We start from the raw sequence: 24928 nt of genomic DNA on the forward strand, positions 1-24928 counted from the left end.
TAGATTCGGGACATGACGGTCGCGCTCGTCACCGACTCCACCGCCAGCCTCCCGCCGGAGGTCGCCGCCGAGTGTCGGGTGTCGGTGGTGCCGGTCCAGGTCGTCATCGACGACGTCGCGTACGACGAAGGTGCCGAAGAGGCCTCGCCGGCGTGCGTCGCCGCGGCCCTGCGGGAGAAGCGTTCGGTGAGCACGTCCCGGCCGGCCCCGGCGGTCTTCGCCGACATCTACCGACGGCTGGCGGACGAGGGGGCGAGCGAGATCCTCTCGATCCACCTGTCGAGCGAGGTGAGCGGGACGTTCGAGTCGGCCCAGGTGGCGGCGCGGCACGCGCCGGTCCCGGTGACCTGCGTCGACACCCGGCAGGTCGGGTTCGGCACCGGTTATGCGGTAGAGACCGCTGCCGCCGTGCTGGCCACGGGTGGCAGCCGTGCGGACGCCGCTCGGGCTGCGCGGGAGCGCGCAGCGGCGGTCACCTCGGTGTTCTACGTCGACACGCTCGAGTACCTGCGTCGTGGCGGCCGGATCGGCGGCGCTGCCGCCGTCCTCGGCGGGGCGCTGGCGGTCAAGCCGCTCCTCGGCATCGAGAACGGCGTGATCACCACGCTCGAGAAGGTCCGGACCTCGGGACGGGCGATCAGTCGGCTCGAGGAGCTCGCCGTCCTCGCCGCGGGCGACCAGCAGGTCGACGTGACCGTCGCCCACCTCGCCAGCGAGGAGCGCGCCGGCGTGCTGACGACGAACCTCACCGACCGGCTCGAGAAGCAGCTCGACGGCCGCGCGGTCCGGTGCGGCGAGCTGGGCGCGGTGCTCGGTGCGCACGTCGGGCCGGGCATGCTCGCGATCTGCGTCGCGCCGCTCGATCCGGGCCTCTGAGCGACGGCCGCTCGCCGGAAACCGTCCACAGGACGTCGGCCGGCATCGGCTGTCCACAGCCCGCTGCGCGGCCGGGTGCGGATGCTGGAGAGCCCACCTAGCGTGCCCGCATGCGCAGCACCCGTGGATCGTCCGGCTCCGAGCCGTCGCGTGCCGAGCGGGCCGACGCCGCCGCTCGCCGGCTCGCGCTGCTGGCCGCCGACCTCGGCGCGGCCGATCCGGACCCGCGATCGACGTCGTGGCCGCCCCCGGACGCCGACTTCACCCGAGTAGTGCCGTCGCGGCGCGCGGTGTCGCCGGCGCCCGACCCGGTCGAGCCGGCCGAGCGGCTCGAGCCCCCGGTCGTCCCACGCCCGGGCCGGCACGCGGCGCGGCGCCGGCCGGGGTGGGCTGCGCCTCGGACGACCGGCTTCCCCGGTCTGGGTGCGCCCCAGGTCACCGTCCTGGCGGTGCTCGTCGCCGCAGGTGTCGCGCTCACCGCCTGGTGGGTCGTCCGCGACCAGGCCGCCCCGGTGGCGCCCGGATCGGCGGCTCCACCCTCCACCGCGGCGCCACTGGTCGCCACCACGCCCGGCACGGACCCGACCGGTGCGAGCCCGGCCGACGCTGGCGGCACCGTCACCGTCGACGTGACCGGCAAGGTACGCCGCCCGGGCATCGTCGTGCTCGACACCGGTGCCCGGGTGGTCGACGCGCTCGACGCGGCCGGGGGCGAGCGTGCCGGCGTCGATCTGAGCTCGCTCAACCTGGCGCGGGTGCTGGTCGACGGTGAGCAGATCGTGGTCGGCGCGCCGCAGCCGCCTCCGCCGGTGGCGACGAGCGGCGCGACCGCGCCCGGCGCACCTGCCGCCCTGGTCAACCTCAACACCGCGACCCAGGCCGAGCTCGAGACGCTCCCCGACGTCGGACCGGTGACCGCGCTGGCGATCCTCGCCTGGCGCGACCAGCACGGCGGCTTCACCAGCGTCGACGAGCTGCTCGAGGTCGACGGGATCGGGGAGACGACGCTCGAGACGCTCACGCCCTACGTGACCGTCTGACCAGGCGGGGCTCAGGCCGGCCGGTCCTCCAACAGCGCCCGGTGCAGGACCGCGATCAGGTCGCCGCGGGTGACGATCCCGACGATCCGGTCCTGGTCGTCGACCACGGGCACGACCTTGAAGCCGTCCTGCGTCATCGCGGGCACCAGCTCGGCGACCGGAGTCGCCGCCGGGATGGTGGTGACGTCGCGGATCATGATCGTCTCCACCGGCTCGAGCTCGACCAGGTCGCGCGTGAACAGGTCGATGATCGAGACGATCCCGACCACGTGACCCTCGTCGTCGACGACGGGCAGCGTCTTCACCTTCCGCTGCACGATGACCGTGCGCGCGCGGTAGATGGACTCGAACGGGCGCACCGTGGCGACGTCGGTGTGCATGATCCGCTGGACCGGCACGCTGCCGAGCCGGCGGTCGAGGGCATGGGCCTCGGCGTCCTGGACCAGCGCGACCACGTCCTCGGGGAGCACGTCGAGCCGCTGGGACAACCGGGCCATCGCGGACTCGATGTCCGCCGCCCCCAGCCCCAGCTCGGCGGCAGCGGGTGACGGCGGCGTTTTGGTCGGTGCCCGGTGCGGGTAGCGACGCCCGGTGAGGTTGTTGACGGCGATCGCCACGAGCAGCAAGGCAACGGTGTTCACAGCCACCGGCAGCACCACGAACGCGATGCCCTGCTCGTCGATCACCGGCGTGGCGGTGGCAGCGAGCAGCGCACATGCGCCCCCCGGAGGGTGCAGGCAGCGCAGCAGCATCATCACGCCGATGGCCGCGCCGACGCCTACCGCGCCGGCGAGCAGCACGTCGTCGACCAGCCAGTAGGCCGTCAATCCGACCAGGGTGGAGATGGTGTTGCCGCCGACGACCGGCCACGGCTGCGCGAGAGGGCTCGCGGGCACCGCGAACAGCAGGACCGCCGCAGCCCCCATCGGTGCGACGATGAAGGGGAGCGTCTCGGGCCCGCCCGGCACCACCTTGGCGGTCGCGCCGGCCACTGCGATGCCGATGAGAGCGCCCGCGGCGCCGCGGGCCAGCTCGGCGGAGGAGTAGCGCGTCACCCCGGCACCCTAGGTGCTCTCCCGACGCGCACGGCGACTCGCCTGCCCGGCAATCGTCCACAGGCCGGCCCGGGCCCCGCGTCCGTCCACAGCGCGGCCCGCCCAGCGCGGCCGGCGTCGGGAGCCGCCCCTACCGTCGCCGGGCATGGAGGAGCAGACGGCCACCGATCCGGGCGGGCCGCCCCCGCACGACCTCCGGATGGCGTCGGTCGGTGCCGCCGGATGGCTGGGTGGGATCGCCGCCTACGGCGTGGGGGCGCACGCGGTGTGGTGGCCCGTCGTCCTCGGCGTCCTGGCCGTTGTGGTCACCCGGCTTAGCCGGCGTCGGGTCGCCCGGCTGCTTGCCGCGTGCGCCGTGGTCGCCGCCGGCGTGGTCGCCGGGGCGCTGCTGAGGACCGAGGCGGTCAGCCACGGTCCGCTCCGGCAGCTCGCCGAGCAGCGCGCCGTCGCGGAGCTGACCGGGGTCGTCGTCTCCGATCCTGTCGAGGTCGACGGCCAGTGGGGGAGCCAGGTGGTCGTGCGTCTCCGCGTGCACGAGGCGACTGCGCGCGGCGAGACCTACCGGCTCGGTGCGAGGGTGGTCGTCATCGGCGACCCGGCCTGGTCCGGAGCCGCCCTCGGGTCCGAGGTGCGCGTGGTGGGCCGGCTGGCTCCCGCCGACGAGGGTGACCTCGACGCGCTCGTCGTCGGTGCCCGGCCGCCCGTGCGGATCCGCGGCCCGGACGTGTGGTGGCGAGGCGCGGCCGCGGTGCGGTCGTCGATCCGCGACTCGGTGGCGTCTCGGCCGGAGCCGCAGCGTGAGCTGGTGCCGGCCCTGGTCGTCGGTGACGACGCCGGCATCCCGGTCGGTCTCGAGCAGGACTTCCGCACCACCGGGCTCACCCACCTCACGGCGGTGAGTGGCACCAACCTGACGCTGGTGGTCGGGTTCCTGCTCCTCCTCGCCCGTTCGCTGCGGGTGCGCGGGCGCTGGCTCACCGTCGTGGGTCTGCTCGGCATCGTCGGGTTCGTCCTGCTGGCCCGCACCGAGCCGAGTGTCGTCCGCGCTGCGGCGATGGGCACGGTCGGTCTGTTCGCCCTCGGGACGGACGGGCGACGACGCGGGCTGCGCGCGCTCGGCGTGGCGGTGACCGGTTTGCTGCTCGTGACGCCGGCGCTCGCGGTGTCGGCCGGATTCGCGCTGTCGGTCCTGGCGACCGGTGGGATCGTCGTCCTCGGACCACCGGCGCAGCGAGCGCTCGGACAGTGGCTCCCCGCTCCGGTGGCCGGTGCGGTCGCGGTCCCGTTCGCCGCTCAGCTCGCGTGCAGGCCGGTCATCGCGGCGCTGTCGGGCGAGGTGAGCCTGGTCGCCGTCCTCGCCAACCTGCTGGTGGCGCCGGTCGTCGGGCCGGCGACGGTCCTCGGGCTGGCGGGCGGGTTGGCCGCCCTGGTCTGGGACCCGCTCGGTCGGGTGGCAGGGACGGCGGCCGGCACGTGCGTCGGCTGGATCATCCGGGTCGCGGAGTGGGGCGCCGACCTGCCGGCACCGTCGGTGCGCTGGGGATCCGGCGCGCTCGCCCTCGCCGTGCTCGCAGGGTTGTGCGTGGTGGTGGGGTTCGCGGCGCCCGCGCTGCTGCGCCGACGCGGGCTCGGCGTCGCGTTGATCGTCGGGTCGCTGGTCGTCGTCCTCGGCGTGCCGGGGCGGATCGCCTCGCTGCCGGGCGGGTGGCCCCACGGCTGGCCGCCGCGCGGCTGGCTGCTCGCGGTCTGCGATGTCGGCCAGGGGGACGCCCTGGCCGTCTCGGTCGGCCCGCAGACGGCGATCGTCGTCGACGCCGGGCCGGATCCCGAGCCCGTCGACCGCTGCCTCGACCGGCTCGGCGTCGCGGCGGTGCCGCTGCTGGTGCTGACCCACTTCCACGCCGACCACGTCGGCGGGCTGGAGGGTGTGCTGCGCGGGCGCTCGGTTGCCGCCGTGGAGGCGAGCCCGATGCTCGACCCGCCGGCGGCCGTCGAATCGGTCGAGCGGGCCGCGCGGGAGCGTGGTATCCCGGTCACCCTGGCGCGGTACGGCGCGACCCGGCAGTACGGCGACGTCACCCTCCAGGTGCTGTGGCCCGACCTGCCGATGCCGGTCGCGGGGCCGGGCGACGGCAGCGCGGCGAACGACGCGAGCGTGGTGCTCCTGGTCGAGTCCCACGGCGTGCGGATGCTGCTGACCGGTGACGTGGAGCCGCTGGGCCAGGCGCGACTCGCCGCGCGCCTGCCGGACCTGGACCTCGACGTGCTCAAGGTTCCGCACCACGGCAGCAGCTACCAGGACACCGACTGGCTGCGTGCGCTCGACGCCGAGATCGCAGTGGTGTCGGTGGGGGAGGGCAACGACTACGGCCACCCGGACCCGCGACTGCTCGACGCCCTCGCCGACGGCGGGGCAGTGGTCGCCCGCACCGACCAGGACGGCGACGTCGCCGTGGTACCGGGGGACGAGGGTCCTGCTGTCGTCGCCGACGACTAGGCTCGGCGCCATGCGGGCGGAGGACGTGCTGGGCCGGGTGGTCCTGGTGACCGGCAAGGAGGAGTTCCTCGCGGCCCGCACCCTCGAGGACGTCCGAGCCGCCGTCCGGGCCCATGACGCGGAGTCGGAGCTCTCCGAGGCGGCGGCCTCCGAGCTCAGCCTGGCAACGCTCGGCGAGCTGGCTGCCCCGTCGCTGTTCTCCTCGGTGCGGTGCGTGGTCGTCCGCGGCCTCGAGGACCTGCCCGACGAGTCCGTCGACGGGTTGCTCGGCTATGCCGCCGCCCCGGCCGAGGACGTCGGCCTCGTCCTGGTGCACGGCGGGGGTCCCAAGGGGTCCGGCGTCCTGTCCAAGCTGCGCAAGCTGGCGACCGTCACCGAGGTCAAGTCGGGTGAGATCAAGCCGTGGGAGATGGGCGGGTTCGCGGTCAGCGAGGCGCGGCGGCGGGGTGCGACCCTCGACAAGCAGGCGGCCGAGGTCCTCGTGGTCGCCGTCGGGCATGACCTCCGGTCACTGGCCGCGGCCGTCGACCAGCTCACCAGCGACTTCCCCGGCGAGCGGATCGACGAGGAGAAGGTGGGTCGCTACTTCGGCGGCCGCGCCGAGGTGAAGAACTACGAGATCGCCGACGCGATGCTGGCCGGCAACCGGGCCCTCGCGCTCCAGGAGCTTCGGTGGTCGATCGAGAGCGGCACCTCCGAGGTCTACATCCTGTCCGCGGTCGCCGCGCAGCTCCGTTCCCTGGCCAACCACGTGGCGGGCAACCGCGACGGCGGGATGCCGCCATGGAAGCTGAAGACCCTCAACACCCAGGCACGCGGCTGGACGCCACCCGCGCTCGCGCGGGCGATCCGCGCCGTCGCCAGGGCCGACGCCGACCTCAAGGGAGCCTCCAGCGACGCGTCCTACACGCTCGAGCGTCTGGTGCTGACGATCGCGGCGTTCCGCGAAGGTTGAATCGACACGTTTGGTCCGTCGAAATGACAGAACCGGCCGCCTCGCGGGCGACCGGCTTCGTCATTTCGACGGACCAAACGTGTCGATTCAACCAACTCCGGACCGGAGCCAGGGGCCTCAGAGAGAGGCGGCCTTCTTCATGATCGCCGACTTGCGGTTCGCAGCCTGGTTCTTGTGGATGACGCCCTTCGAGGCGGCCTTGTCGAGCTTCTTGGCGGCGTCGCGACCCAGCGCGACCGCCTGCTCCTTGTCGCCGGCCTCGGCGGCCTCGCGGAACTTGCGCACGGCTGTCTTCAGGCCGGTCTTGACGGCCTTGTTGCGCTCGTGACGCTTCTCGTTCTGCTTGTTCCGCTTGATCTGGCTCTTGATGTTCGCCACTACTAGCCTCTGTCGTTTCGATCGGTGGAAACTGGTCTGGTCCGGAGCGCGTCCGGGCAGGGAGGACCGGCCAGAGACGCGACGGACAAGGTTAACAGCGGCGCCGCGGAGCGCCCAAATCCCCCAGCCGGGCCACGGAGTCCGTCGCCGCCGTCACTGCGGCACCCAGCCCCGGCGCTCGGCGAGCCAGTCGCGCAGGACGTCCCGCTGCCAGGCCTGGGCCTGCCGGAGGTACGGAGAGGTGGGCGGCACCGGCTGCGCGGCCGAGGTCTCGAAGTAACCGAGGACCAGCGCGATCACGACGTCGATCTCCTCGGGGTCGACGCCGCCGAGCAGCGGGTGGGTCGCGATGTGCGCCTCGATGTCGAGCCCGTCGCCGCGTGGCCCGATGAGCAGGAAGAGCGAGTCGAGCCATGCGGCGCCGGCTACCGGCCAGTTCCAGTCGCACATCACGACCGAGCCGTCCGGGCGGACCAGCAGGTTGTCGTCACGGATGTCGGTGTGGACCAGGGTGTCGCCGTCGACGACGTCGGCGTACCGCGCCGCCAGAGCGCCGCACTCGTCTCGCCGCGGGTGGTCGATCCGGTCCCAGAGGGCCGGCCAGCCGGCGAACTCGTCGACCGCCCGGTCGATGCCGGCCGGCGCCGGAGTGAGCAGCCGGGCGATCTCGACGGCCATCGCCGACGCGGCGGTCAGCTCGTCAGGGACCCATGGGCGCAGCGGCGCCCGCCCTTCGACGTGCTCGAAACCCAGGACGACCCAGTCGTCGGCATCGTGGATCCAGCGCAGCCGCGGGGCCGGAAGGCCGTCCGGCAGCAGCTCCAGCTTGCGGGCCTCCTCGCGGTAGGCGTCCGCGAACTGCTTCTGGGCGATCGTCGACGCCGCCTTCACGAAGTGGCGACTGCCGTCAGCGCAGGTCAGCACCGACGCGAATCCCGGCGTGAAGCCGCCGGTCTGCGACGCCGCTCCGGTGACCGGCGCTCCGAGCCGGCGCTCGACCTCCGCCCGGATGTGCGGCGGCAGGAACGACCACTCGAGCCGTCGGGCGGTACGGCCGTGGGGGATCCGGGTGGGCAGCGCAGTGGTCACGGCGCCCATCCTCGCGCGCGCCGGCTCGTCTTCGCGCGCTGATATCGCCGGGGCGGCGTCAGCGGCGCTCGGGATCGAGCGTCTTCGTCCAGAGCACCGCGCCGTCGATGCCGCGCAGGTTCACGGTCAGTTGGCGGGTCCTGGAGGAGATCTCCACCTCGCCGAAGTACTGGTGCCCGCTGGCCGGGCCGGTGCCGGCCGTCGGTGCGACGCCCACGAACTCGGCGCGCGGCCCGAACGTGCCGTCCAAGGGGTTCGGAGCCGCGGCGACGACGGCGTTGACCGGTCCCGACACGAACTCCCAGAACGGGTCGAAATCCTGGTACGCGGCGCGGTCGGGCGAGTAGTGGTGGGCCGCGGTGTAGTGGACGTCGCCGGTCAGCCACACGTGGTTGCGGATGCCCAGCCGCGACAGGGCTGTCAGCACCTGTGCGATGTCGAGCTCGCGCCCGAGCGGGGTCCCGCCGTCGCCCTGGGCGATGCCCTCCTGAGCGGCGGCGCCGTCCGGAACGACCAGCGCGATCGGCAGATCGGCGGCGATGACCTTCCACGTGGCCCGCGACCTCCGCAGCTCGCCGATCAGCCACTTGGTCTGTCGGCTGCCGAGCACGCCGCCGTCGGCCGCCGGCTCACGGTTGCCGGTGTTGGGGTCCTTGTGGGTTCGCATGTCCAGCACGAACACGTCGAGGTGCGGGCCGTAGTGGATCACCCGGTACACGCGGCCCTCCGGGTCGGGCGAGATCGGCGCGACCGGGAGGTACTCGTGGAAGGCCTGCCGCGCCCGGGCCGCCAGTACGTCAACCCGCTGTTCGGTGTAGCGGGCATCGGTGAGGATCTCGCCCGGGTACCAGTTGTTGGTGACCTCGTGGTCGTCCCACTGCACGACCTGCGGGGTCTCAGCCAGGAATGCGCGCCAGTTGTCTGCCATCAGGTTGTACTTGTACTGGCCGCGGTACTCGTCCAGCGTCTCGGCGACCTTCGCCTTCTCCGGGACCACCAGGTTGTGCCAGGTGGACCCGTCGGGCAGCGGCACCGTCGCCTGCACCGGACCGTCGGCGTAGATGTTGTCGCCGCTGCACAGGAAGAAGTCGGGGTTCCGGGCCCGCATCGCGTCGGCGATCCTGAAGCCGCCGTACTCCGGGTTGACGCCCCACCCTTGACCGGCGATGTCGGCGGACCACAGGAACCGCACGTCGTCGTGCATCCGCGGCGCCGTGCGCAATCGCCCGACGACGGGTTCACCGGCGCGGTGGTGGTTGTCGAGGGAAACCGCGCGGATCCGGTAGTGCAGATCGGCCCCGTCCGGCAGCCGCGAGAGGTGGATCTCCCCGGTGAGGTCGGTCTCAGGGGTCACGACGGGCCCGCGGACCGGGCGGACTTCGCGGAACCCCGGGTCCCGCGAGATCTCGGCGATCAGGCGGGCCGGCCGGTCGGCGCGGGCCCAGAGGGTGGCGGCGCCTTGTCGCACATCGCCCGACTGGACGCCGTGGGTGAGCGCCGGCCGCCCACTGCGGACGAGGCCGGGCGCTCCGAAGGCCGGCGACCGCGCGCCGAGCACGCGGGACGGAAGCACGAGGCCGGTGGCGCCGGCCGTCAGCGCGGCGCCACGAAGCACGGCGCGGCGGGAGGGTCGGGGGCTGTCCGAGAAGTCCGAGGGCATGCGTCGAAGGTCGCGCCGGTCGGCGAACAGCACCTGACACGTGCGGTACAACAACCCCAACCCCCAGCGACGACTTCACTCCCTCTGGAGCTCGTCGACAGCTACGGGTGAGCAGGGATTCACCGCAGCGCTGGGCCCTGAGGAAGAATGGACGGATCATGCCCGTTCCCGCCCCGCCGCCCGGTCGCACCGACCCTGCGATCATCCGCAATTTCTGCATCATCGCCCACATCGACCACGGCAAGTCGACCCTCGCCGATCGGATGCTCCAGCTGACCGGTGTGGTCGGCGAGCGTGAGGCGCGGGCGCAGTACCTCGACCGGATGGACATCGAGCGCGAGCGTGGCATCACCATCAAGAGCCAGGCCGTCCGGATGCCGTGGACGGTCGACGAGGGGAACACGGAAGGCGCCGAGCCCGGCACCTACGTGCTGAACATGATCGACACCCCTGGCCACGTCGACTTCACCTACGAGGTCTCGCGGTCGCTGCAAGCCTGCGAGGCGGCGATCCTGCTGGTCGACGCGGCCCAGGGCATCGAGGCGCAGACGCTGGCGAACCTCTACCTCGCCATGGGAGCGGACCTCCACATCATCCCGGTCCTCAACAAGATCGACCTCCCGAGCGCCAACGTGGACAAGTACGCCGCGGAGCTGGCCGGCCTGGTGGGGTGCGACGTGTCCGACGTGCTCCTCACCAGTGCCAAGACCGGCGTCGGGGTGGAGGCGCTCCTCAACGAGATCGTGAAGCAGACGCCTGCGCCGGTCGGTGACGCCGACAAGCCGGCCCGGGCGCTGATCTTCGACTCGGTCTACGACACCTACCGCGGCGTCGTGACCTACGTCCGCGTGATCGACGGCAAGCTCACCCACCGCGACCGGATCAAGATGATGTCGACCAACGCCGTGCACGAGATGCTCGAGGTCGGAGTGATCAGCCCCGAGCCGGTACGGACCGGGGAGATCGGGGTCGGCGAGGTCGGCTACCTGATCACCGGCGTGAAGGACGTCCGTCAGTCGCGGGTCGGCGACACCGTGACGTCGCAGCACCACGGCGCGACCGAGCCGCTCGGCGGCTACAAGCACCCCAACCCGATGGTGTACGCCGGCCTCTATCCCATCGACGGCGACGACTATCCCGTGCTGCGCGACGCGCTCGAGAAGCTGCAGCTCAACGATGCCGCGCTGGCCTACGAGCCCGAGACCTCCGGCGCGCTCGGCTTCGGCTTCCGGGTCGGGTTCCTGGGGCTCCTCCACATGGAGATCACCCGCGACCGGCTGGAGCGGGAGTTCAACCTCGACCTGATCTCGACCGCACCCAACGTGGTCTACGAGGTCGTCATGGAGGACGGCAAGACCTTCGAGGTCACCAACCCGAGCGAGTACCCCGACGGCAAGATCGCCGAGGTCCGCGAGCCGGTGGTCAAGGCCACCATCCTCTCGCCGAGCGACTACATCGGCGCGATCATGGAGCTCTGCCAGACCAAGCGCGGCAACCTGCAGGGCATGGACTACCTGTCCGAGGACCGGGTCGAGATGCGCTACACCCTGCCGATGGGCGAGATCGTCTTCGACTTCTTCGACCAGCTCAAGAGCCGCACCAAGGGCTACGCCTCGCTCGACTACGAACGCTCGGGCGAGCAGTCCGCCGACCTGGTGAAGGTCGACATCCTGCTGCAGGGCGAGCCGGTCGACGCGTTCAGCGCGATCGTCCACCGGGATGCGGCGTACTCCTACGGCGTGATGATGGCCGGGAAGCTCAAGGAGCTGATCCCGCGGCAGCAGTTCGAGGTGCCGATCCAGGCCGCGATCGGCGCGCGGGTGATCGCCCGCGAGAACATTCGCGCGATCCGCAAGGACGTGCTCGCGAAGTGCTACGGCGGTGACATCACCCGCAAGCGCAAGCTGCTCGAGAAGCAGAAGGAAGGCAAGAAGCGGATGAAGATGGTCGGCCGGGTCGAGGTCCCGCAGGAGGCGTTCGTCGCCGCGCTGTCGACGTCGGGGCCGGCGGGCGACAAGCCGAAGAAGTGACCCGGACGCCAGCGCCGTGGTGCTGACCATCCCGCCGGGACTCGACAGCCAGCGTGCGCTCGGGTCGGACTGGGAGGCCTGGCTCGACCGGCTGCCGGCGCTGGCGGACTCCGTGGTGTCGGAGTGGGAGCTGACGCTCGACGGGGAGTCGATGCACGGGTTCTGCTCGCTGGTGCTGCCGGTGCGGACCCGGAGCGGGATCTCCGCCGTGCTCAAGCTGCACACGGACGCCGAGGCCGAGGAGTCCGACCACGAGCACCTCGTCCTCCAGCGGTGGCACGGCAGGGGAGCGGTCCGGCTGCTCCGCGCCGACCCGGGCCGGCGGGCGCTCCTGCTCGAGCGCCTCGACCAGGTCGACCTCACCGAGCACTGGGACGAGGAGGCGTGTGAGATCGTCGGCCGGCTCTACGGCCGGCTGCACGTGCCGCCGATGCCGCAGCTGCGGGAGCAGGCGTCGTACGTCGCACGGTGGACGGATGCGCTGCAACGCGACGCGCACGCCGTCCCCGTCCCGAGGCGACTCGTCGACCAGGCGGTCTCGCTCGCCCGTGACCTGTGTCAGGAGCCCGCGACTGCCGTGATCCACGGCGACCTCCACTACGAGAACGTGCTGGGAGGCGAGCGCGGCGGCGAGCAGGCCTGGCTGGTGATCGACCCGAAGCCGACCAACGGCGATCCCCACTACGAGATCGAGCCGATGCTGCGCAACCGCTTCGATGAGTACGGCAGCGCCGTCGCGGTCGGGTCGGTGCGCGAGGGCATCCGACGCCGGTTCCACACCCTCGTCGACACCGCGGGCTTCGACGAGGCGCGGGCGCGGGACTGGGTGGTCGTGCGCAGCATCCTCGACGCCCACTGGGCGCACGCCGACGCCGTCCGGGCCGGGCGACCGCTGTCGGCCGAGGAGCGGGAGTACGTGACACGCTGCATCACGGTCGCGAAGGCCGTGCAGGACTGACCTGGCAAGCCATACGGCTTGACGCATGCCGATATGGGCATATGATAGCGGCCATGGCACGAGCAGCGACGACGTCGGACGTCTTCAACGCGATCGCCGAGCCGCAGCGCCGGGAGATCCTGGTCCTGCTGCGGGCGGGTGAGCGGCCGGTGACCGAGCTGGCCCAGGAGCTGGGGATGACCCAGCCGGGGGCGTCCAAGCACCTGCGCGTCCTCCGTGAGGTCGGGCTGGTGCGGGACCGCAGGGCCGGCAAGCAGCGGCTCTACGGCCTCGACGCCCGCGGGCTGCGACCCGTCCATGAGTGGACCGGCGGGTTCGAGCAGTTCTGGACCCAGAGCTTCGACCGGCTGGACGCATACGTGCAGGACCTCAAGCAGGCAAGGCAGGAGGAGTAGCTGATGAGCGCGACGGGACGAGGAGCGCCGGCGCAGTCTGCGACGGCAGACCGGGAGATCGTCATCTCCCGGGTGATCGACGCCCCACGAGAGCTGGTGTTCGAGGCGTTCACCGAGGTCCGGCACCTGTCGCGGTGGTGGGGACCGGAAGGTTTCACGACGACCACGGGGGCGTTCGAGTTCCGCGTCGGTGGGGAGTGGCAGTTCGTGATGCACGGACCGGACGGGACGGACTACCAGGAGTGGATCTCCTGGACCGCCATCACGCCGTCGGAACGCATCGCGCTGCTCCACGGTGAGTCGCGCGACGACCCGAACGCCTTCGAGTCGGTCCTGACGTTCGAGGCAGACGGTGCCGCGACCAGGATCGAGATGCGCACGGTGTTCCCCACCAAGGAGCTGCGCGACGAGGCGGTCGAGAGGTACCACGCGATCGAGGGCGGCCAGCAGACCCTGAGCAACCTGGCGGCGTACGTCGCCGAGGTCCTTCGGAACGGAGCGGAGGACTGATGGCAGGGAAGGTGTTCTTCAGCGTGTCCATGTCGCTGGACGGGTTCATCGCGCCCGCGGCGCCCGAGGAGCTGATGGGGAGGCAGTGGATGGAGCTGCAGCGGTGGGTCTTCCCGCAGCGCTTCTTCAGGGCCAACTTGAAGCTCGGCGAGGGCGGCGAGGAAGGGCGTGACAACGACATCCTGCGGGAGACGTTCGAGCGCACCGGAGCGAGCGTGATGGGCAAGCGCATGTTCGATGCCGGCGCGCAGGCGTGGCCGGAGGAGGCGCCGTTCCACACCCCGGTCTTCGTCGTGACGCACGAGAAGAGGGATCCCTGGGTGCGGCCGGGAGGGACGACCTTCCACTTCGTCAACGACGGCATCGAGCCCGCGCTCGCCCGGGCCCGCGAGGCGGCCGGCGACCGTGACGTCCGCATCGCGGGCGGCGGCGCGACGATCCTCGAATATGTGAACGCCGGCCTGGTCGACGAGTTCTCGATCGCTCTCTCGCCCGTGCTGTTCGGCACCGGGATCCGACTGTTCGAGGGCGTTGACGCGGGCCGGGTGGCCCTGGAGCCGGTCCGCGCGGAGCCGTCTCCGAGGGTGACGCACCTGGCCTACGCCGTCCGGGAGCACGGATAATCACGCGACGCCGACGGCTCGGGCTGCGACGATCTACCCGTGCCCCGCCTCCTCTCCGTCAACGTCGGCCTCCCCAAGGAGGCCGACTGGGCAGGCATCGGGAGGACCTCCATCGACAAGCAGCCGGTGACCGGACAGGTCGCGGTCACGGAGCTCGGTGTCGCGGGCGACCAGGTCTCCGACACCGTCCACCACGGCGGAATCGACCAGGCCGTCTCCGCCTACGCGCGGGAGGACCTCGACTTCTGGGCCGCCGAGTTGGGGCGGGACATCCGCGCCGGTCAGTTCGGCGAGAACCTGACGACCGAGGGCGTCGACCTCACCCACGTCGCGGTCGGCACCCGGCTCCAGGTCGGCGAGGTGCTGCTCGAGATCGCCAGCGTCCGTACGCCGTGCAACGACTTCAAGAACTGGATGGGCCTCAGCGGGTTCGACAACACCGCCTGGGTCAAGCGGTTCGCGGCCGAGGGCCGTCCGGGGCCCTACCTCCGCGTCCTCGCGACGGGTTCGATTACCGCCGGCGACTCCGTCGAGATCGTCCACGAGCCCGACCACGGCGTCACCGTCCGGGACATGTTCGTGGCCCTCTTCCTCGATCGCTCGCGGCTGCCGGACCTGTTGGCGATCGAGGATCTCGCCCCCGAGGTGCGGCGGAAGGTCGAGCAATATCTCTCCCGGTAGGGGGCGCGCTACCGACAGGGGCCGGAGTGATCTAGGTTACGTGTCATTCACCCGTCGGTCTCGGAAGCGCATGAGGAGCGTCATGCCCATCACCCACGACACGAGTTTCCTCGACCACATGCCGCAGAATGTGGCGATCCAGTTCATGGATCGGGTCGCGGCCTCTGGCAGCAGGGAGGCGTTCCGGTTCCCCGTCGGCGACGCCTGGGAGTCGGTCACGTGGACCCAGGCGGGGGATCGAGTACGACGCCTCGCCGCCGGTCTGCTCTCCCTCGGCCTCGAGTCCGAGCAGCGCGTCGGCATCGCGTCCTCGACGCGCTACGAGTGGATCCTCGCCGACCTCGCGATCATGTGCGCCGCGGGCGCGACCACCACCGTCTATCCGTCGACCGGATCCGAGGACACCGCCTACATCGTGGGTGACTCCGAGTGCCGGTTCGTCTTCGCCGAGGACGGGACGCAGCTCGAGAAGCTCAAGGCGCACCAGGACGAGCTGCCCAACCTGGCGAAGGTGATCTCCTTCGACGACAGCGTCGCCGACGGCGACTGGGTGATCACCATGGATGCCCTCGCCGACCTCGGTGACGCCTACCTCGCCGAGCACCCCGACGCGATCGAGACGGTGAGCAAGGAGATCAGGCCCGACCACCTCGCGACCCTGATCTACACCTCCGGCACGACTGGGCGCCCCAAGGGCGTGCGCACCCTCCACAAGGCGTGGGTGTTCGAGGGCGAGGCGATCAAGGCCCAGAACATCCTCAGCGAGGACGACCTGCAGTTCCTCTGGCTGCCGATGGCCCACTCCTTCGGCAAGGTGCTGCTCTCGACGCAGCTGGCCTGCGGCTTCGCGACCGCGATCGACGGGCGGGTCGACAAGATCGTCGAGAACCTCGGGATCGTGAAGCCGACCTTCATGGGCGCGGCGCCGCGGATCTTCGAGAAGGCCCACGCCCGGATCGTCACCATGCAGGCGTCCGAGGGCGGCGCCAAGGAGAAGATCTTCAAGAAGGCGTTCGAGGTCGGCCTCAAGGTCGACGAGCTCAACCGCGCCGGCAAGCCCGTCCCGCTGCCGCTCAAGATCCAGCACCGGATCTTCGACAAGCTGGTCTTCAGCAAGGTGCGCGACCGCTTCGGCGGCCGGGTGCGGTTCTTCATCTCCGGCTCGGCAGCTCTCAACGCCGATATCGCCGCCTGGTTCCACGCCGCCGGCATCCTCATCCTCGAGGGCTACGGCATGACCGAGAACGCTGCCGGCGCCACGGTCAACCACCCCGACGAGTACAAGCTCGGCACCGTCGGTATGCCGTTCCCCGGCACCGAGGTCCGGATCGCCGACGACGGCGAGGTGCAGCTCAAGGGCCCGCACCTGATGGCCGGCTACCACAACCGCGACGAGGCGACCGCCGAGGCGATGACCGACGACGGCTGGCTCCGCACCGGCGACAAGGGCGAGCTCGACGACGACGGCTTCCTCCGCATCACGGGCCGGATCAAGGAGCTCTTCAAGACCTCGGGCGGCAAGTACATCGCGCCGCCCGCGATCGAGGCGAAGTTCAAGGCGATCTGCCCCTACGTCAGCCAGTTCATGGTGTTCGGCGCCGAGCGCAACTTCGTCGTCGCCCTGGTCACCCTCGACCCCGACGCCATCGCCGGGTGGGCTGCCGAGAACGACATGGCCGGCCAGTCCTACACCGACATCGTCCGCTCCGAGAAGGTCAAGGCGATGATCGGCGACTACGTCGACGAGCTCAACTCCCAGCTGAACCGGTGGGAGACCATCAAGAAGTGGGAGCTCCTCGACCACGACCTGACCATCGAGTCCGGCGAGCTCACGCCGTCGCTCAAGGTGAAGCGGTCCGTCGTCGAGTCGAACAACAAGGACCTGATCAACTCGTTCTACGGGTGAATCATCGGCGGCTCACAGGAGCCGCACAGGATCGCTGTCTTTACTGATCGGCATGACCACCGACCTGCACGACCATGGTGACGGAGCGCTCGAGCCCCACGACCTCGGGCTCCAGCACGACCTGAACGAGCTGTCCGAGCAGCGCGGCCGCGCATGGGGACGGCGCGGGCTGCTCGGCCTGATGGGCGGGATCGGCGTCGCCGCGGTCGCCGGGTGCGCCGACGACAGCGGTACGCCGAGCGGCTCGTCGAGCGCGAGCAGCAGTGCCGCCGTACCGCCGGCCGGTGGACCCATGGGCGACGACTCCGGCGTCGAAGTCGCCGACGGCGAGATCCCGGAGGAGACGGCCGGCCCCTACCCGGGCGACGGCAGCAACGGGCCCAACGTGCTGAGGGAGTCGGGCATCGTGCGCAGCGACATCAGGGCCAGCTTCGGCACCGCCACCGGCGTCGCCGGGGGAGTGCCGACCAAGGTGCGGTTGCGCATCTACGACCTGTCCGGGGACGACATCACCCCGCTCGCCGGCGCAGCGATCTACCTCTGGCACTGCGACCGCGAGGGCCGCTACTCGATGTACTCCGAGGGGGTCACGGAGGAGAACTACCTCCGCGGCGTCCAGGAGGCCGACGACGACGGCTGGCTCGAGTTCACCACGATCTTCCCGGCCTGCTACGCGGGCCGCTGGCCCCACCTGCACTTCGAGGTGTACGAGAGCGTCGCCAAGGCCACCACCGCGGAGAACAAGCTCCGCACCTCCCAGCTCGCGCTCCCCAAGGACGTCTGCGACGAGGTCTACGACAACGTCGAGGGCTACGAGCAGAGCGTCACGAACCTGTCCCAGCTGACGCTCGAGAGCGACGGGATCTTCTCCGACGGCTATTCCCTGCAGCTCGCGAAGGTGACCGGCTCGGTCGACGAGGGCTTCACGGCGACGCTCAACGTGCCGGTCTGAACCCGCCTGAGACAATCGCCGGGTGCCGTCAGCATTGCCCGAGGGGGAGCCCGCGCCGCCCGACGGCTCACTCCCCGCCAGCGCACTGGCCGAGCTCGGCAGCCGGCCGCTCGGCTTCTACGTGCACGTGCCGTTCTGCACGGTGCGCTGCGGGTATTGCGACTTCAACACCTACACGGCCGAGGAGCTGGGCGGCGGTGTCAGCCGGCAGACGTACGTCGACCACGCGATCGCCGAGGTCCGGCTGGCCCGCTCCGTTCTGGGTGACGTCGACCTTCCGGTGTCGACGGTCTTCCTCGGCGGCGGCACGCCGACGCTGCTGCCCCCCGAGGACCTGGGCCGCCTGCTCGGTGCCCTCGACGACGAGTTCGGCCTGGTGGCGGACGCCGAGGTGACGACCGAGGCCAACCCCGACTCGGTCGACCCGGCCTACCTCGAGCGGCTGCGGGCCGCGGGCTACAACCGGATCTCCTTCGGCATGCAGTCGGCGGTGCCGCACGTGCTGGCCACGCTCGACCGGACCCACGACCCCGAACGGGTTCCGGGGGTCGTGGCCGACGCCCGTGCGGCCGGCTTCGACCAGATCAGCCTCGATCTCATCTACGGGACCCCGGGGGAGAGCCCGGCCGACTGGGTGACCTCCGTCGAGGCGGCGCTCGGCTGCGAGCCCGACCACGTCTCGGCGTACTCGCTGATCGTGGAGGAGGGCACCGCGCTCGCTCGCCGGGTGAAGCGCGGCGAGCTGCCGATGCCCGACGAGGACGACCTCGCCGACAAGTACGTCGCCGCCGACACCCTGCTGAGTGCCGCCGGCCTGCAGTGGTACGAGGTCTCCAACTGGGCGCGCGACGGCGCCGGCAGTGAAACGCGGTGCCGCCACAACCTGGGCTACTGGACCGGTGCCGACTGGTGGGGCGTAGGGCCCGGCGCGCACTCCCACGTCGGCGGCGTGCGGTGGTGGAACGTCAAGCACCCGGCCGCGTACGGCGACCGGCTCGCGGCCGGCGTCAGCCCCGCCCACGCGCGCGAGGTGCTGGACGCCGCCACGCAGCACGTGGAGCGGGTGCTGCTCGAGGTGCGGATCCGCGAGGGCCTGGCGGGCAGCGCGCTGGACGACGCCGGTCGCGCCGCCGTACCGGACCTGGCCCGCCGGGGGCTGGTCGACCCCGCCGACTGGGAGCAGCGGGACCGGGTGGTGCTCACCTGCCGCGGTCGGCTCCTCGCGGACCTCGTCGTCCGCGACCTGATCCCCTGAACCTGGGGCCGTAGGATCGGCGGCGTGGGACAGCAGCCGCCGGAGTACGAGCCCTACCAGCAGCCGTACGGGCAGCAACCGCCCCCTTACGGAGAGCAGCCGCCCGTCTACGGCCGGCCGCCGACTCCCTATGGGTTCAACCCGGCGGCGCCGTACGGCGTCGATCCCGTCACGGGAGCCGCCTACTCCGACAAGTCGAAGCTGGTCGCCGGACTGCTGCAGATCCTGGTGCCGCTCGGCATCGGCCGGATGTACATGGGTCACACCGGTATCGGCGTCGCCCAGCTGCTGGTGACGATCTTCACCTGCGGCGTCGCGTCGCTGTGGCCGTTCATCGACGGCATCGTGATCCTCGCCGGCAACCCGCGCGACGGGCACGGCCGGCCGATGAAGATGGGCTGACCGGATCTGGCCCCGCGCGTCTCGGGCTAGGCGTCGACCGTCACGAAGTCGATGAGCTCCTCGACACGGCCGAGCAGCTCGGGCTCGAGGTCGGCGAACGAGCTGACCCTCGACAGGATGTGCTGCCACGCGCGGGCGATGTCGGCCTGGTCGCGGTGGGGCCAGCCGAGGTGCTGGCAGACGCCCTTCTTCCACTCGATGTCGCGGGGGATGGTCGGCCACGCCCGGAGCCCGAGCCGCTCGGGCTTGACCGCCTGCCAGACGTCGACGAACGGGTGACCGACGATCCGGACGTGCCGTCCGTCCGGGCCGCGCGCGATCGCGTCGGCGATGCGTGACTCCTTCGACCCGCGCACCAGGTGGTCGACGAGCACGCCGACCCGGCGCTGCGGGCCGGGCCGGAACGAGACCAGGTGGTCGGCCAGGTCGTCGACCCCGCCCAGGTACTCGACCACCACGCCCTCGATCCGGAGGTCGTCGCCCCACACCTTCTCGACCAGCTCTGCGTCGTGGCGGCCCTCGACGAAGATCCGGCTGGCCCGCGCGACCCGGGCCCTCGCGCCGTGGACGGCGACCGAGCCGCTCGCCGTCCGGGTCGGACGCGCGGGCTTCGCGGTACGGCGGACCGGCGCGGTGAGGATCACCGGCCTGCCCTCCAGCAGGAAGCCAGGCCCGAGGGGAAACGTGCGGCGCTTGCCGCGCCGGTCCTCGAGGGTGAGCGTGTGCAGGTCGCGGTCGACGGCGACGATCTCGCCGCACCAGTCGGCGATGACCTCCTCGACGACCGCGCCGATCTCGGCCGGCGCCTCGACGGCGCGCCCGTTCTTCGGCTTCTTCCAGTCCCCGGCCAGCACGTCGGAGCCATAGCGATCGGTCACGACCCACACCGTATTCGTGGACGGATCACATTCTTGGCGGGACACTCGGCACGTGCTCGATCGAATCACCGAGAGGCTTTACGAGCGCCTGGGATCGCGGTACTGGCTGGTGCTGGCGGTCGGTCAGGCCGCCGTGTCGATCCTGGTCGCCCTCGTGACGGTCGTGATCCTCGCCTCCTACTACGACGCCAGCACGCACCAGGTGGCGCGACTCGCGACGTTCGGCTCGATCCTGACCGCGATCGCGATCTTCGTCGCCTCGCTGCGCACGCGGTCGGCGTTCTGCGCCGTCCGCGCCTGGCACGACACCCCGGCGCCGACGGCGACCGAGACCGTCAGTGCCTGGGAGACCGCGACGACTCTGACCTACCGTCAGTTCCGCCGCAACAGCTGGTGGATCAACCCGTTCGTCGTGCTGCCGACCAGCGCCTTCGGCGTCGTGCTGTTCGACCTGGAGTGGACCGACTTCTTCGTGCTGGTGCTGGCCTGCGTCGTGCCGGCGGTCTACGCCACGGTGCTCAGCTACTCGGCGGGCGAGATGCTGTCCCGGCCGATGGTCAGCGACATCGCGAAGGTGCTGCCCGACGACTTCCCGTTCACCCGCCTCGGGCTGCCGGTGCGCAAGCGGATCCTCCTCGGTCCGTCGACCTACACCGTCGCGACGGCCCTGCTGGTCGCGAGCCTGCTGGGCGACCGCAGTGGATCCGACGACCTGGTGCTGGCGGTCGTGGCGTCGGTCTGCGTGGGACTCGCTCTCTCCCACGAGCTCTCGGTGCTGCTGGCCGAGGCGATCACGCGCCCGATCGAGCGGGTCCGGGTGGCGATGGCCAGGGTCGCGGACGGGGACCTGGCGGCGCGAGTGCCGGTGACGACCAGTGACGAGCTGGGGGAGCTCGCGCACGACTTCAACCTGATGGCGCGCGGGTTGGAGGAGCGCGAGCAGATGCGCGCGGCGTTCGGCACCTACGTCGACAAGGAGGTCGCCGCCCTCATCCTCTCCGGTCAGTTCCCGGAGGAAGGTGTCGAGGTCGAGGTCTCGATCATGTTCTGTGACGTCATCGGCTTCACGTCCTACGCCGAGAGCGCGCCGGCCACCGCGGTGGTAGCCACCCTCAACCGGCTGTTCTCGGTGATGGTGCCGATCGTCGACAAGCACGGCGGGCACGTCGACAAGTTCATCGGCGACGGGCTGCTGGCGGTGTTCGGGGCTCCCGAGCTCTTCCCGGACCACGCGGACCGCGCCGTGGCGGCTGCGCGGGAGATCGTCGCGGCCGCGGCCGCGCTCGACACCGGCCTGAGCGTGGCTGCCGGGGTCAACACCGGCCGGGTGGTCGCAGGATCGATCGGTGGCGCGGGCCGGCTGAACTTCAGCGTCATCGGCGACGCCGTCAACGTCGCCGCCCGGGTCGAGGCCGCCACCCGGCAGACCGGGGACGACGTGCTGATCACCGCGGCCACGGCGGCGATGCTGACGACGGACGTGCCGCTGGTCTCCCGGGGCAGCGTCCCGCTCAAGGGCAAGGCGGAGCCGCTCGAGGTGCTCGCGCCGCTCGGGCCGGTGACGGCGCCGACCGCGTGACAGTCAGCGGCCCTCAGGCCAGCGGCAGCCGCTTCTCGGACCGGGGCAGCTGCTCGTAGCCACGTCGTACGGCGTCGGCCAGCCGCTCGGCGGGGAACGGCCACTCCGCCGCGGCGAGCGCGTCGGCCAACGGCACGCCGCGCCCGGCGAGGTCGCGGATCGTCTCCGCCACGACACCGATGTCCGAGCGCTGGTCCTGCACGAAGGCCCGGTCGACGACGGCGCCGTGTCCGGGCACGACGACCGAGCCGGGGGTGGTCAGGTTGAGCACGAGGTCGAGCGTCTGTGGCCAATCCAGCGGGTAGGAGTCGCCCCCGTACGCCGGCGGCGCGGACTCCTCGACCAGGTCGCCGGCCAGCAGCGCGTCGGCGGCGGGCACCCTGACCACGAGGTCGCCGCCGGTGTGGCCCCGGCCCGGGTGGACCAGCTCGACCGCGCGGTCGCCCAGGTCGAGCACCGAGGCGGAGGAGAACACCTGGTCAGCGGGCACGATCGTCGTCGCGAGCACCTCGTCGCGGTGCGGGTCGTCGGCCTCTGCGTCGTAGGCACGTTTGATCCGCTCGCCAGCCGCGATGGTCCGAGCGGCGGCCTCGTCGGTCGCATGGATGGGCAGGCCGGCGCCGTACTCCTCGCGGAACGTGACGTTGCCGAAGGTGTGGTCGAAGTGCTCGTGGGTGTTCACCACCGCCACCACCTCGCCGGCGCCGAGCGCGCGGACGTCGGCAACCACCTCGCGCGCGACGAGCGCGGAGCTGTGGGTGTCGACGACGACCAGGCCGCGGCTGCCGCCGACCACGCTCACGTTGACGTCGAGCCAGGGATAGCGGGCGACCCACACCCGGTCGGCGATCTCGGCGAAGGGCATGCAGCGACGCTACCGAACGTGCGCACGGCGCCCACGGCGGTATCCTTGGCACTCAGACGACCCGAGTGCCAGGCAGTCAAGAGGGAGGCGAGATGCAGGAGGACCGCAGGCTCGCCGTACTGCGCGCGATCGTGGAGGACTACGTCGCCACCGAGGAGCCGGTCGGTTCGAAGGCGCTGGTCGAGCGGCACGGGCTCAACGTGTCACCGGCGACCATCCGCAACGACATGGCCGCCCTCGAGGAGGAGGGCTACCTCGCACAGCCCCACACCAGCGCCGGACGGGTGCCGACCGACAAGGGCTACCGGTTGTTCGTCGACCGGCTGACGACCGTCAAGCCGATGAGCTCGGCCGAGCGCCGGGCGATCGCCACCTTCCTCGACGGCGCTGTCGACCTCGACGACGTCGTGCACCGGTCGGTCAGGGTGCTGTCGCAGCTGACCCGGCAGGTCGCCGTCGTGCAGTACCCGACGCTGTCGCGCTCGACGGTCCGGCACGTCGAGATCGTCGCGCTCACCCCGAGCCGGCTGCTCGTCGTCCTCATCCTCAGCACGGGCCGCGTCGAGCAGCGGCTGGTCGAGCTCACCGAGGAGCTCGCCGACGACGACCTGGCCGCCCTGCGTTCGCGGATCAACCTGACGGCGATCGGTGAGCAGATCGCGGCCGCGGCCGTCGCCCTCGATGCTCTCGTCGCAGGCGAGCAGCCCGCGTCCCCGGCCACCGTCGCCGTCGTCGAGACCCTCGTCGAGGCGATGAGCGACCACCGCTCGGACGAGCGCATCGCCGTCGGCGGTACGGCGAACCTCGCCCGCTTCGGCGACAGCTTCGACTCCGCCGTCCGTCCCCTGCTGGAGGCGCTCGAGGAGCAGGTGGTGCTGCTGAAGCTCCTCGGCGAGGCCACCAGCGGCGGCACGGTCACCGTGCGCATCGGGGCTGAGGGTCCCTACGAGGAGCTCTCGTCCACCAGCGTGGTCGCCACCGGCTACGGCCCCGACGACGCGCTGGCGTCGCTCGGCATCGTCGGCCCGACCCGGATGGACTACCCGAGCACCATGGCCGCGGTCCGCGCGGTCGCCCGTTACGTCTCGCGAATCCTCGACGAGGGCTGACGCCCCGCTCCACCCGAACCAGTCCCGATCCCAGACAAGCAAGGAAGCACGTGAATCAGGACCTGTACGACCTCCTCGGTGTCGCCCGCGACGCGGACGCCGACGCCATCAAGAAGGCCTACCGGCGCCTCGCCCGACAGCTCCACCCCGACGTGAATCCCGATCCCACGGCGCAGGAGCAGTTCAAGCAGGTGACGGCGGCCTACGAGGTCCTGTCGGACCCGCAGAAGCGGGCCGCCTACGACCGTGGCGGCGACCCGTTCGGCGGCGGCTTCGGCGGCCAGGGTGCCGGCTTCTCCTTCACCGACATCATGGACGCGTTCTTCGGCGGCGCGGCGGGCGGCGCCACCCGCGGCCCGCGCCAGCGCACGCGTCGCGGCCAGGACGCGCTGATCCGCCTCGAGGTCGACCTCGCCGAAGCAGCGTTCGGAGTCTCCCGTGAGCTCAAGGTCGACACCGCGATCCGGTGCACCACCTGCGGCGGCGCCGGCGCGGCGCCGGGCAGCCAGCCGGTGACGTGCGAGACCTGCCACGGCCAGGGCGAGGTCGCACACGTGCAGCGCTCGTTCCTCGGTGAGATCCGCACCCTGCGGCCCTGCCCGGCCTGCCGGGGCTTCGGGTCCGTGATCCCCGACCCCTGCCGCGAGTGCGCGGGCGACGGACGGGTGCGCTCCCGCCGCACCCTCACCGTCAAGATCCCCGCCGGCGTCGACACCGGCACCCGGGTCCAGCTGAGCGAGCAGGGCGAGGTCGGCCCCGGCGGCGGCCCCCCGGGGGATCTCTACGTCGAGATCCTCGTCGCCCAGCACCCGACGTTCACCCGGCACGGCAACGACCTGCACTGCACCGTCGTCGTGCCGATGACGGCGGCCGCGCTCGGCACCGTCCTGACGCTGCCGACGCTCGAGGCCGACCTGGTCGGCGCCGAGGGCGCCGGTGACTCGGGACTGCAGACCGACTTCCAGCTCGAGGTCGAGCCCGGCACACAGTCCGGCAGCGAGACCGTGGTCCGTGGCCAGGGCGTCCCCGGCCTGCGCGGTGGCCGCGGCGACCTGATCGTCACCGTCCACGTGGAGACGCCGACCCGGCTCGACCCGCGGCAGGAGGAGCTGCTCCGCGAGCTCGCCGCGGTCCGCGGCGAGGAGCAGCCGAGCGGCAACGTCCGGCCGACGCAGCGGTCGGTGTTCGGCCGGCTCCGCGACGCGTTCAACCAGCACTGACCGGCGCGTGGTGCT

General features: G+C 71.7%; 23 protein-coding genes. 17 read left to right on the top strand and 6 right to left on the bottom strand.

Annotation, left to right across the window (positions count from 1 at the left end; all coding sequences use genetic code 11):
• The first annotated feature begins 12 nt into the window (after window positions 1-12).
• Together SHK19_RS08085 and SHK19_RS08090 are read left to right on the top strand one after the other, a co-directional pair.
• The gene (locus tag SHK19_RS08085; protein ID WP_322458065.1) at window positions 13-876 is read left to right on the top strand and encodes a DegV family protein; all 864 of its coding nucleotides are present in this window, start codon (window positions 13-15) and stop codon (window positions 874-876) included.
• 110 nt (window positions 877-986) lie between these two features.
• On the top strand, window positions 987-1916 hold the full coding sequence (locus tag SHK19_RS08090; protein ID WP_322938335.1) for a helix-hairpin-helix domain-containing protein: 930 nt from the start codon (window positions 987-989) through the stop codon (window positions 1914-1916).
• Between the two features lie 11 nt (window positions 1917-1927).
• On the opposite strand, the gene SHK19_RS08095 is transcribed toward SHK19_RS08090, so the two are convergent.
• Entirely contained in the window at window positions 1928-2971 is a 1044-nt protein-coding gene (locus SHK19_RS08095) for an HPP family protein (protein WP_322938336.1), read from the bottom strand.
• A gap of 145 nt (window positions 2972-3116) precedes the next feature.
• On the opposite strand from SHK19_RS08095, the gene SHK19_RS08100 reads away from it, so the two are divergent.
• A complete protein-coding gene (locus SHK19_RS08100; protein WP_322938337.1) occupies window positions 3117-5468 on the top strand; it encodes a ComEC/Rec2 family competence protein in 2352 nt (783 codons plus the stop codon).
• Between the two features lie 10 nt (window positions 5469-5478).
• Window positions 5479-6423, top strand: a complete 945-nt coding sequence (holA, locus tag SHK19_RS08105; protein ID WP_322458069.1) for a DNA polymerase III subunit delta — start codon at window positions 5479-5481, stop codon at window positions 6421-6423.
• A 117-nt stretch (window positions 6424-6540) separates the two neighbouring features.
• On the opposite strand, the gene rpsT is transcribed toward holA, so the two are convergent.
• The 3 genes from rpsT to SHK19_RS08120 all read right to left on the bottom strand — a co-directional run bounded on the left by rpsT (window position 6541) and on the right by SHK19_RS08120 (window position 9550).
• Window positions 6541-6801 carry a 30S ribosomal protein S20 gene (rpsT, locus tag SHK19_RS08110; RefSeq protein WP_322938338.1) on the bottom strand — a complete coding sequence of 87 codons (261 nt, stop codon included), beginning with the start codon at window positions 6799-6801 and terminating at the stop codon, window positions 6541-6543.
• Between the two features lie 153 nt (window positions 6802-6954).
• Complete coding sequence (locus SHK19_RS08115; RefSeq protein WP_405030463.1) at window positions 6955-7890, bottom strand: protein kinase family protein; 936 nt, start codon at window positions 7888-7890, stop codon at window positions 6955-6957.
• Between the two features lie 58 nt (window positions 7891-7948).
• Entirely contained in the window at window positions 7949-9550 is a 1602-nt protein-coding gene (locus SHK19_RS08120) for an alkaline phosphatase D family protein (RefSeq protein ID WP_322938339.1), read from the bottom strand.
• 158 nt (window positions 9551-9708) lie between these two features.
• On the opposite strand from SHK19_RS08120, the gene lepA reads away from it, so the two are divergent.
• The 10 genes from lepA (at window position 9709) to SHK19_RS08170 (ending at window position 19262) form a co-directional block, all read left to right on the top strand.
• Window positions 9709-11580, top strand: coding sequence for a translation elongation factor 4 (gene lepA, locus SHK19_RS08125; protein ID WP_322938340.1), 1872 nt, complete (start codon window positions 9709-9711; stop codon window positions 11578-11580).
• Between the two features lie 16 nt (window positions 11581-11596).
• Window positions 11597-12538 carry an aminoglycoside phosphotransferase family protein gene (locus SHK19_RS08130; protein ID WP_322938341.1) on the top strand — a complete coding sequence of 314 codons (942 nt, stop codon included), beginning with the start codon at window positions 11597-11599 and terminating at the stop codon, window positions 12536-12538.
• A gap of 53 nt (window positions 12539-12591) precedes the next feature.
• On the top strand, window positions 12592-12933 hold the full coding sequence (locus tag SHK19_RS08135; protein ID WP_322938342.1) for an ArsR/SmtB family transcription factor: 342 nt from the start codon (window positions 12592-12594) through the stop codon (window positions 12931-12933).
• Window positions 12934-12936: 3 nt separating this feature from the next.
• The gene (locus SHK19_RS08140) at window positions 12937-13443 is read left to right on the top strand and encodes an SRPBCC family protein (RefSeq protein WP_322938343.1); all 507 of its coding nucleotides are present in this window, start codon (window positions 12937-12939) and stop codon (window positions 13441-13443) included.
• A complete protein-coding gene (locus tag SHK19_RS08145) occupies window positions 13443-14066 on the top strand; it encodes a dihydrofolate reductase family protein (protein ID WP_322938344.1) in 624 nt (207 codons plus the stop codon). Before SHK19_RS08140 ends, SHK19_RS08145 begins: the two co-directional genes overlap by 1 nt.
• A 39-nt stretch (window positions 14067-14105) precedes the next feature.
• Window positions 14106-14747, top strand: a complete 642-nt coding sequence (locus SHK19_RS08150) for an MOSC domain-containing protein (RefSeq protein ID WP_322938345.1) — start codon at window positions 14106-14108, stop codon at window positions 14745-14747.
• An 82-nt stretch (window positions 14748-14829) separates the two neighbouring features.
• Entirely contained in the window at window positions 14830-16653 is a 1824-nt protein-coding gene (locus tag SHK19_RS08155) for an AMP-dependent synthetase/ligase (RefSeq protein WP_322458079.1), read from the top strand.
• A gap of 52 nt (window positions 16654-16705) precedes the next feature.
• Window positions 16706-17605, top strand: coding sequence for a dioxygenase family protein (locus tag SHK19_RS08160; protein WP_322938346.1), 900 nt, complete (start codon window positions 16706-16708; stop codon window positions 17603-17605).
• A 22-nt stretch (window positions 17606-17627) separates the two neighbouring features.
• Window positions 17628-18860, top strand: a complete 1233-nt coding sequence (gene hemW / locus SHK19_RS08165; RefSeq protein ID WP_322938347.1) for a radical SAM family heme chaperone HemW — start codon at window positions 17628-17630, stop codon at window positions 18858-18860.
• A 24-nt stretch (window positions 18861-18884) separates the two neighbouring features.
• Entirely contained in the window at window positions 18885-19262 is a 378-nt protein-coding gene (locus SHK19_RS08170; protein WP_322458082.1) for a TM2 domain-containing protein, read from the top strand.
• A gap of 26 nt (window positions 19263-19288) precedes the next feature.
• Here SHK19_RS08170 and SHK19_RS08175 read toward each other — a convergent pair whose 3' ends face one another.
• Window positions 19289-20140 carry a DUF3097 domain-containing protein gene (locus SHK19_RS08175; protein ID WP_322938348.1) on the bottom strand — a complete coding sequence of 284 codons (852 nt, stop codon included), beginning with the start codon at window positions 20138-20140 and terminating at the stop codon, window positions 19289-19291.
• Window positions 20141-20192: 52 nt separating this feature from the next.
• Here SHK19_RS08175 and SHK19_RS08180 point away from each other — a divergent pair, with 52 nt between their 5' ends.
• Window positions 20193-21719 carry an adenylate/guanylate cyclase domain-containing protein gene (locus SHK19_RS08180; protein ID WP_322938349.1) on the top strand — a complete coding sequence of 509 codons (1527 nt, stop codon included), beginning with the start codon at window positions 20193-20195 and terminating at the stop codon, window positions 21717-21719.
• 13 nt (window positions 21720-21732) lie between these two features.
• Here the strand turns inward: SHK19_RS08180 and SHK19_RS08185 are convergent, their stop codons facing one another.
• Window positions 21733-22584, bottom strand: coding sequence for an MBL fold metallo-hydrolase (locus tag SHK19_RS08185; protein ID WP_322458085.1), 852 nt, complete (start codon window positions 22582-22584; stop codon window positions 21733-21735).
• A gap of 92 nt (window positions 22585-22676) precedes the next feature.
• Between SHK19_RS08185 and hrcA the strand changes: the two genes are divergently transcribed.
• Both hrcA and dnaJ read left to right on the top strand, forming a co-directional pair.
• Window positions 22677-23693, top strand: coding sequence for a heat-inducible transcriptional repressor HrcA (hrcA, locus tag SHK19_RS08190; RefSeq protein ID WP_322458086.1), 1017 nt, complete (start codon window positions 22677-22679; stop codon window positions 23691-23693).
• 50 nt (window positions 23694-23743) lie between these two features.
• Window positions 23744-24913: a molecular chaperone DnaJ gene (gene dnaJ / locus SHK19_RS08195; protein WP_322458087.1), complete on the top strand. Its 1170-nt coding sequence runs from the start codon at window positions 23744-23746 to the stop codon at window positions 24911-24913.
• Window positions 24914-24928: the final 15 nt, after the last annotated feature.

It is taken from the genome of Nocardioides bizhenqiangii, assembly GCF_034661235.1.
Classification (GTDB): domain Bacteria; phylum Actinomycetota; class Actinomycetes; order Propionibacteriales; family Nocardioidaceae; genus Nocardioides; species Nocardioides bizhenqiangii.

What these genes read in the sequence shown, in the direction of transcription:
- SHK19_RS08085 (WP_322458065.1), top strand. Translation starts at nt 13, where the DNA reads ATGACGGTCGCGCTCGTCACCGACTCCACCGCCAGCCTCCCGCCGGAG.
- SHK19_RS08090 (WP_322938335.1), top strand. Translation starts at nt 987, where the DNA reads ATGCGCAGCACCCGTGGATCGTCCGGCTCCGAGCCGTCGCGTGCCGAG.
- SHK19_RS08100 (WP_322938337.1), top strand. Translation starts at nt 3,117, where the DNA reads ATGGAGGAGCAGACGGCCACCGATCCGGGCGGGCCGCCCCCGCACGAC.
- holA (WP_322458069.1), top strand. Translation starts at nt 5,479, where the DNA reads ATGCGGGCGGAGGACGTGCTGGGCCGGGTGGTCCTGGTGACCGGCAAG.
- SHK19_RS08120 (WP_322938339.1), bottom strand. Translation starts at nt 9,550, where the DNA reads ATGCCCTCGGACTTCTCGGACAGCCCCCGACCCTCCCGCCGCGCCGTG.
- lepA (WP_322938340.1), top strand. Translation starts at nt 9,709, where the DNA reads ATGCCCGTTCCCGCCCCGCCGCCCGGTCGCACCGACCCTGCGATCATC.
- SHK19_RS08135 (WP_322938342.1), top strand. Translation starts at nt 12,592, where the DNA reads ATGGCACGAGCAGCGACGACGTCGGACGTCTTCAACGCGATCGCCGAG.
- SHK19_RS08140 (WP_322938343.1), top strand. Translation starts at nt 12,937, where the DNA reads ATGAGCGCGACGGGACGAGGAGCGCCGGCGCAGTCTGCGACGGCAGAC.
- SHK19_RS08145 (WP_322938344.1), top strand. Translation starts at nt 13,443, where the DNA reads ATGGCAGGGAAGGTGTTCTTCAGCGTGTCCATGTCGCTGGACGGGTTC.
- SHK19_RS08155 (WP_322458079.1), top strand. Translation starts at nt 14,830, where the DNA reads ATGCCCATCACCCACGACACGAGTTTCCTCGACCACATGCCGCAGAAT.
- SHK19_RS08160 (WP_322938346.1), top strand. Translation starts at nt 16,706, where the DNA reads ATGACCACCGACCTGCACGACCATGGTGACGGAGCGCTCGAGCCCCAC.
- SHK19_RS08185 (WP_322458085.1), bottom strand. Translation starts at nt 22,584, where the DNA reads ATGCCCTTCGCCGAGATCGCCGACCGGGTGTGGGTCGCCCGCTATCCC.
- hrcA (WP_322458086.1), top strand. Translation starts at nt 22,677, where the DNA reads ATGCAGGAGGACCGCAGGCTCGCCGTACTGCGCGCGATCGTGGAGGAC.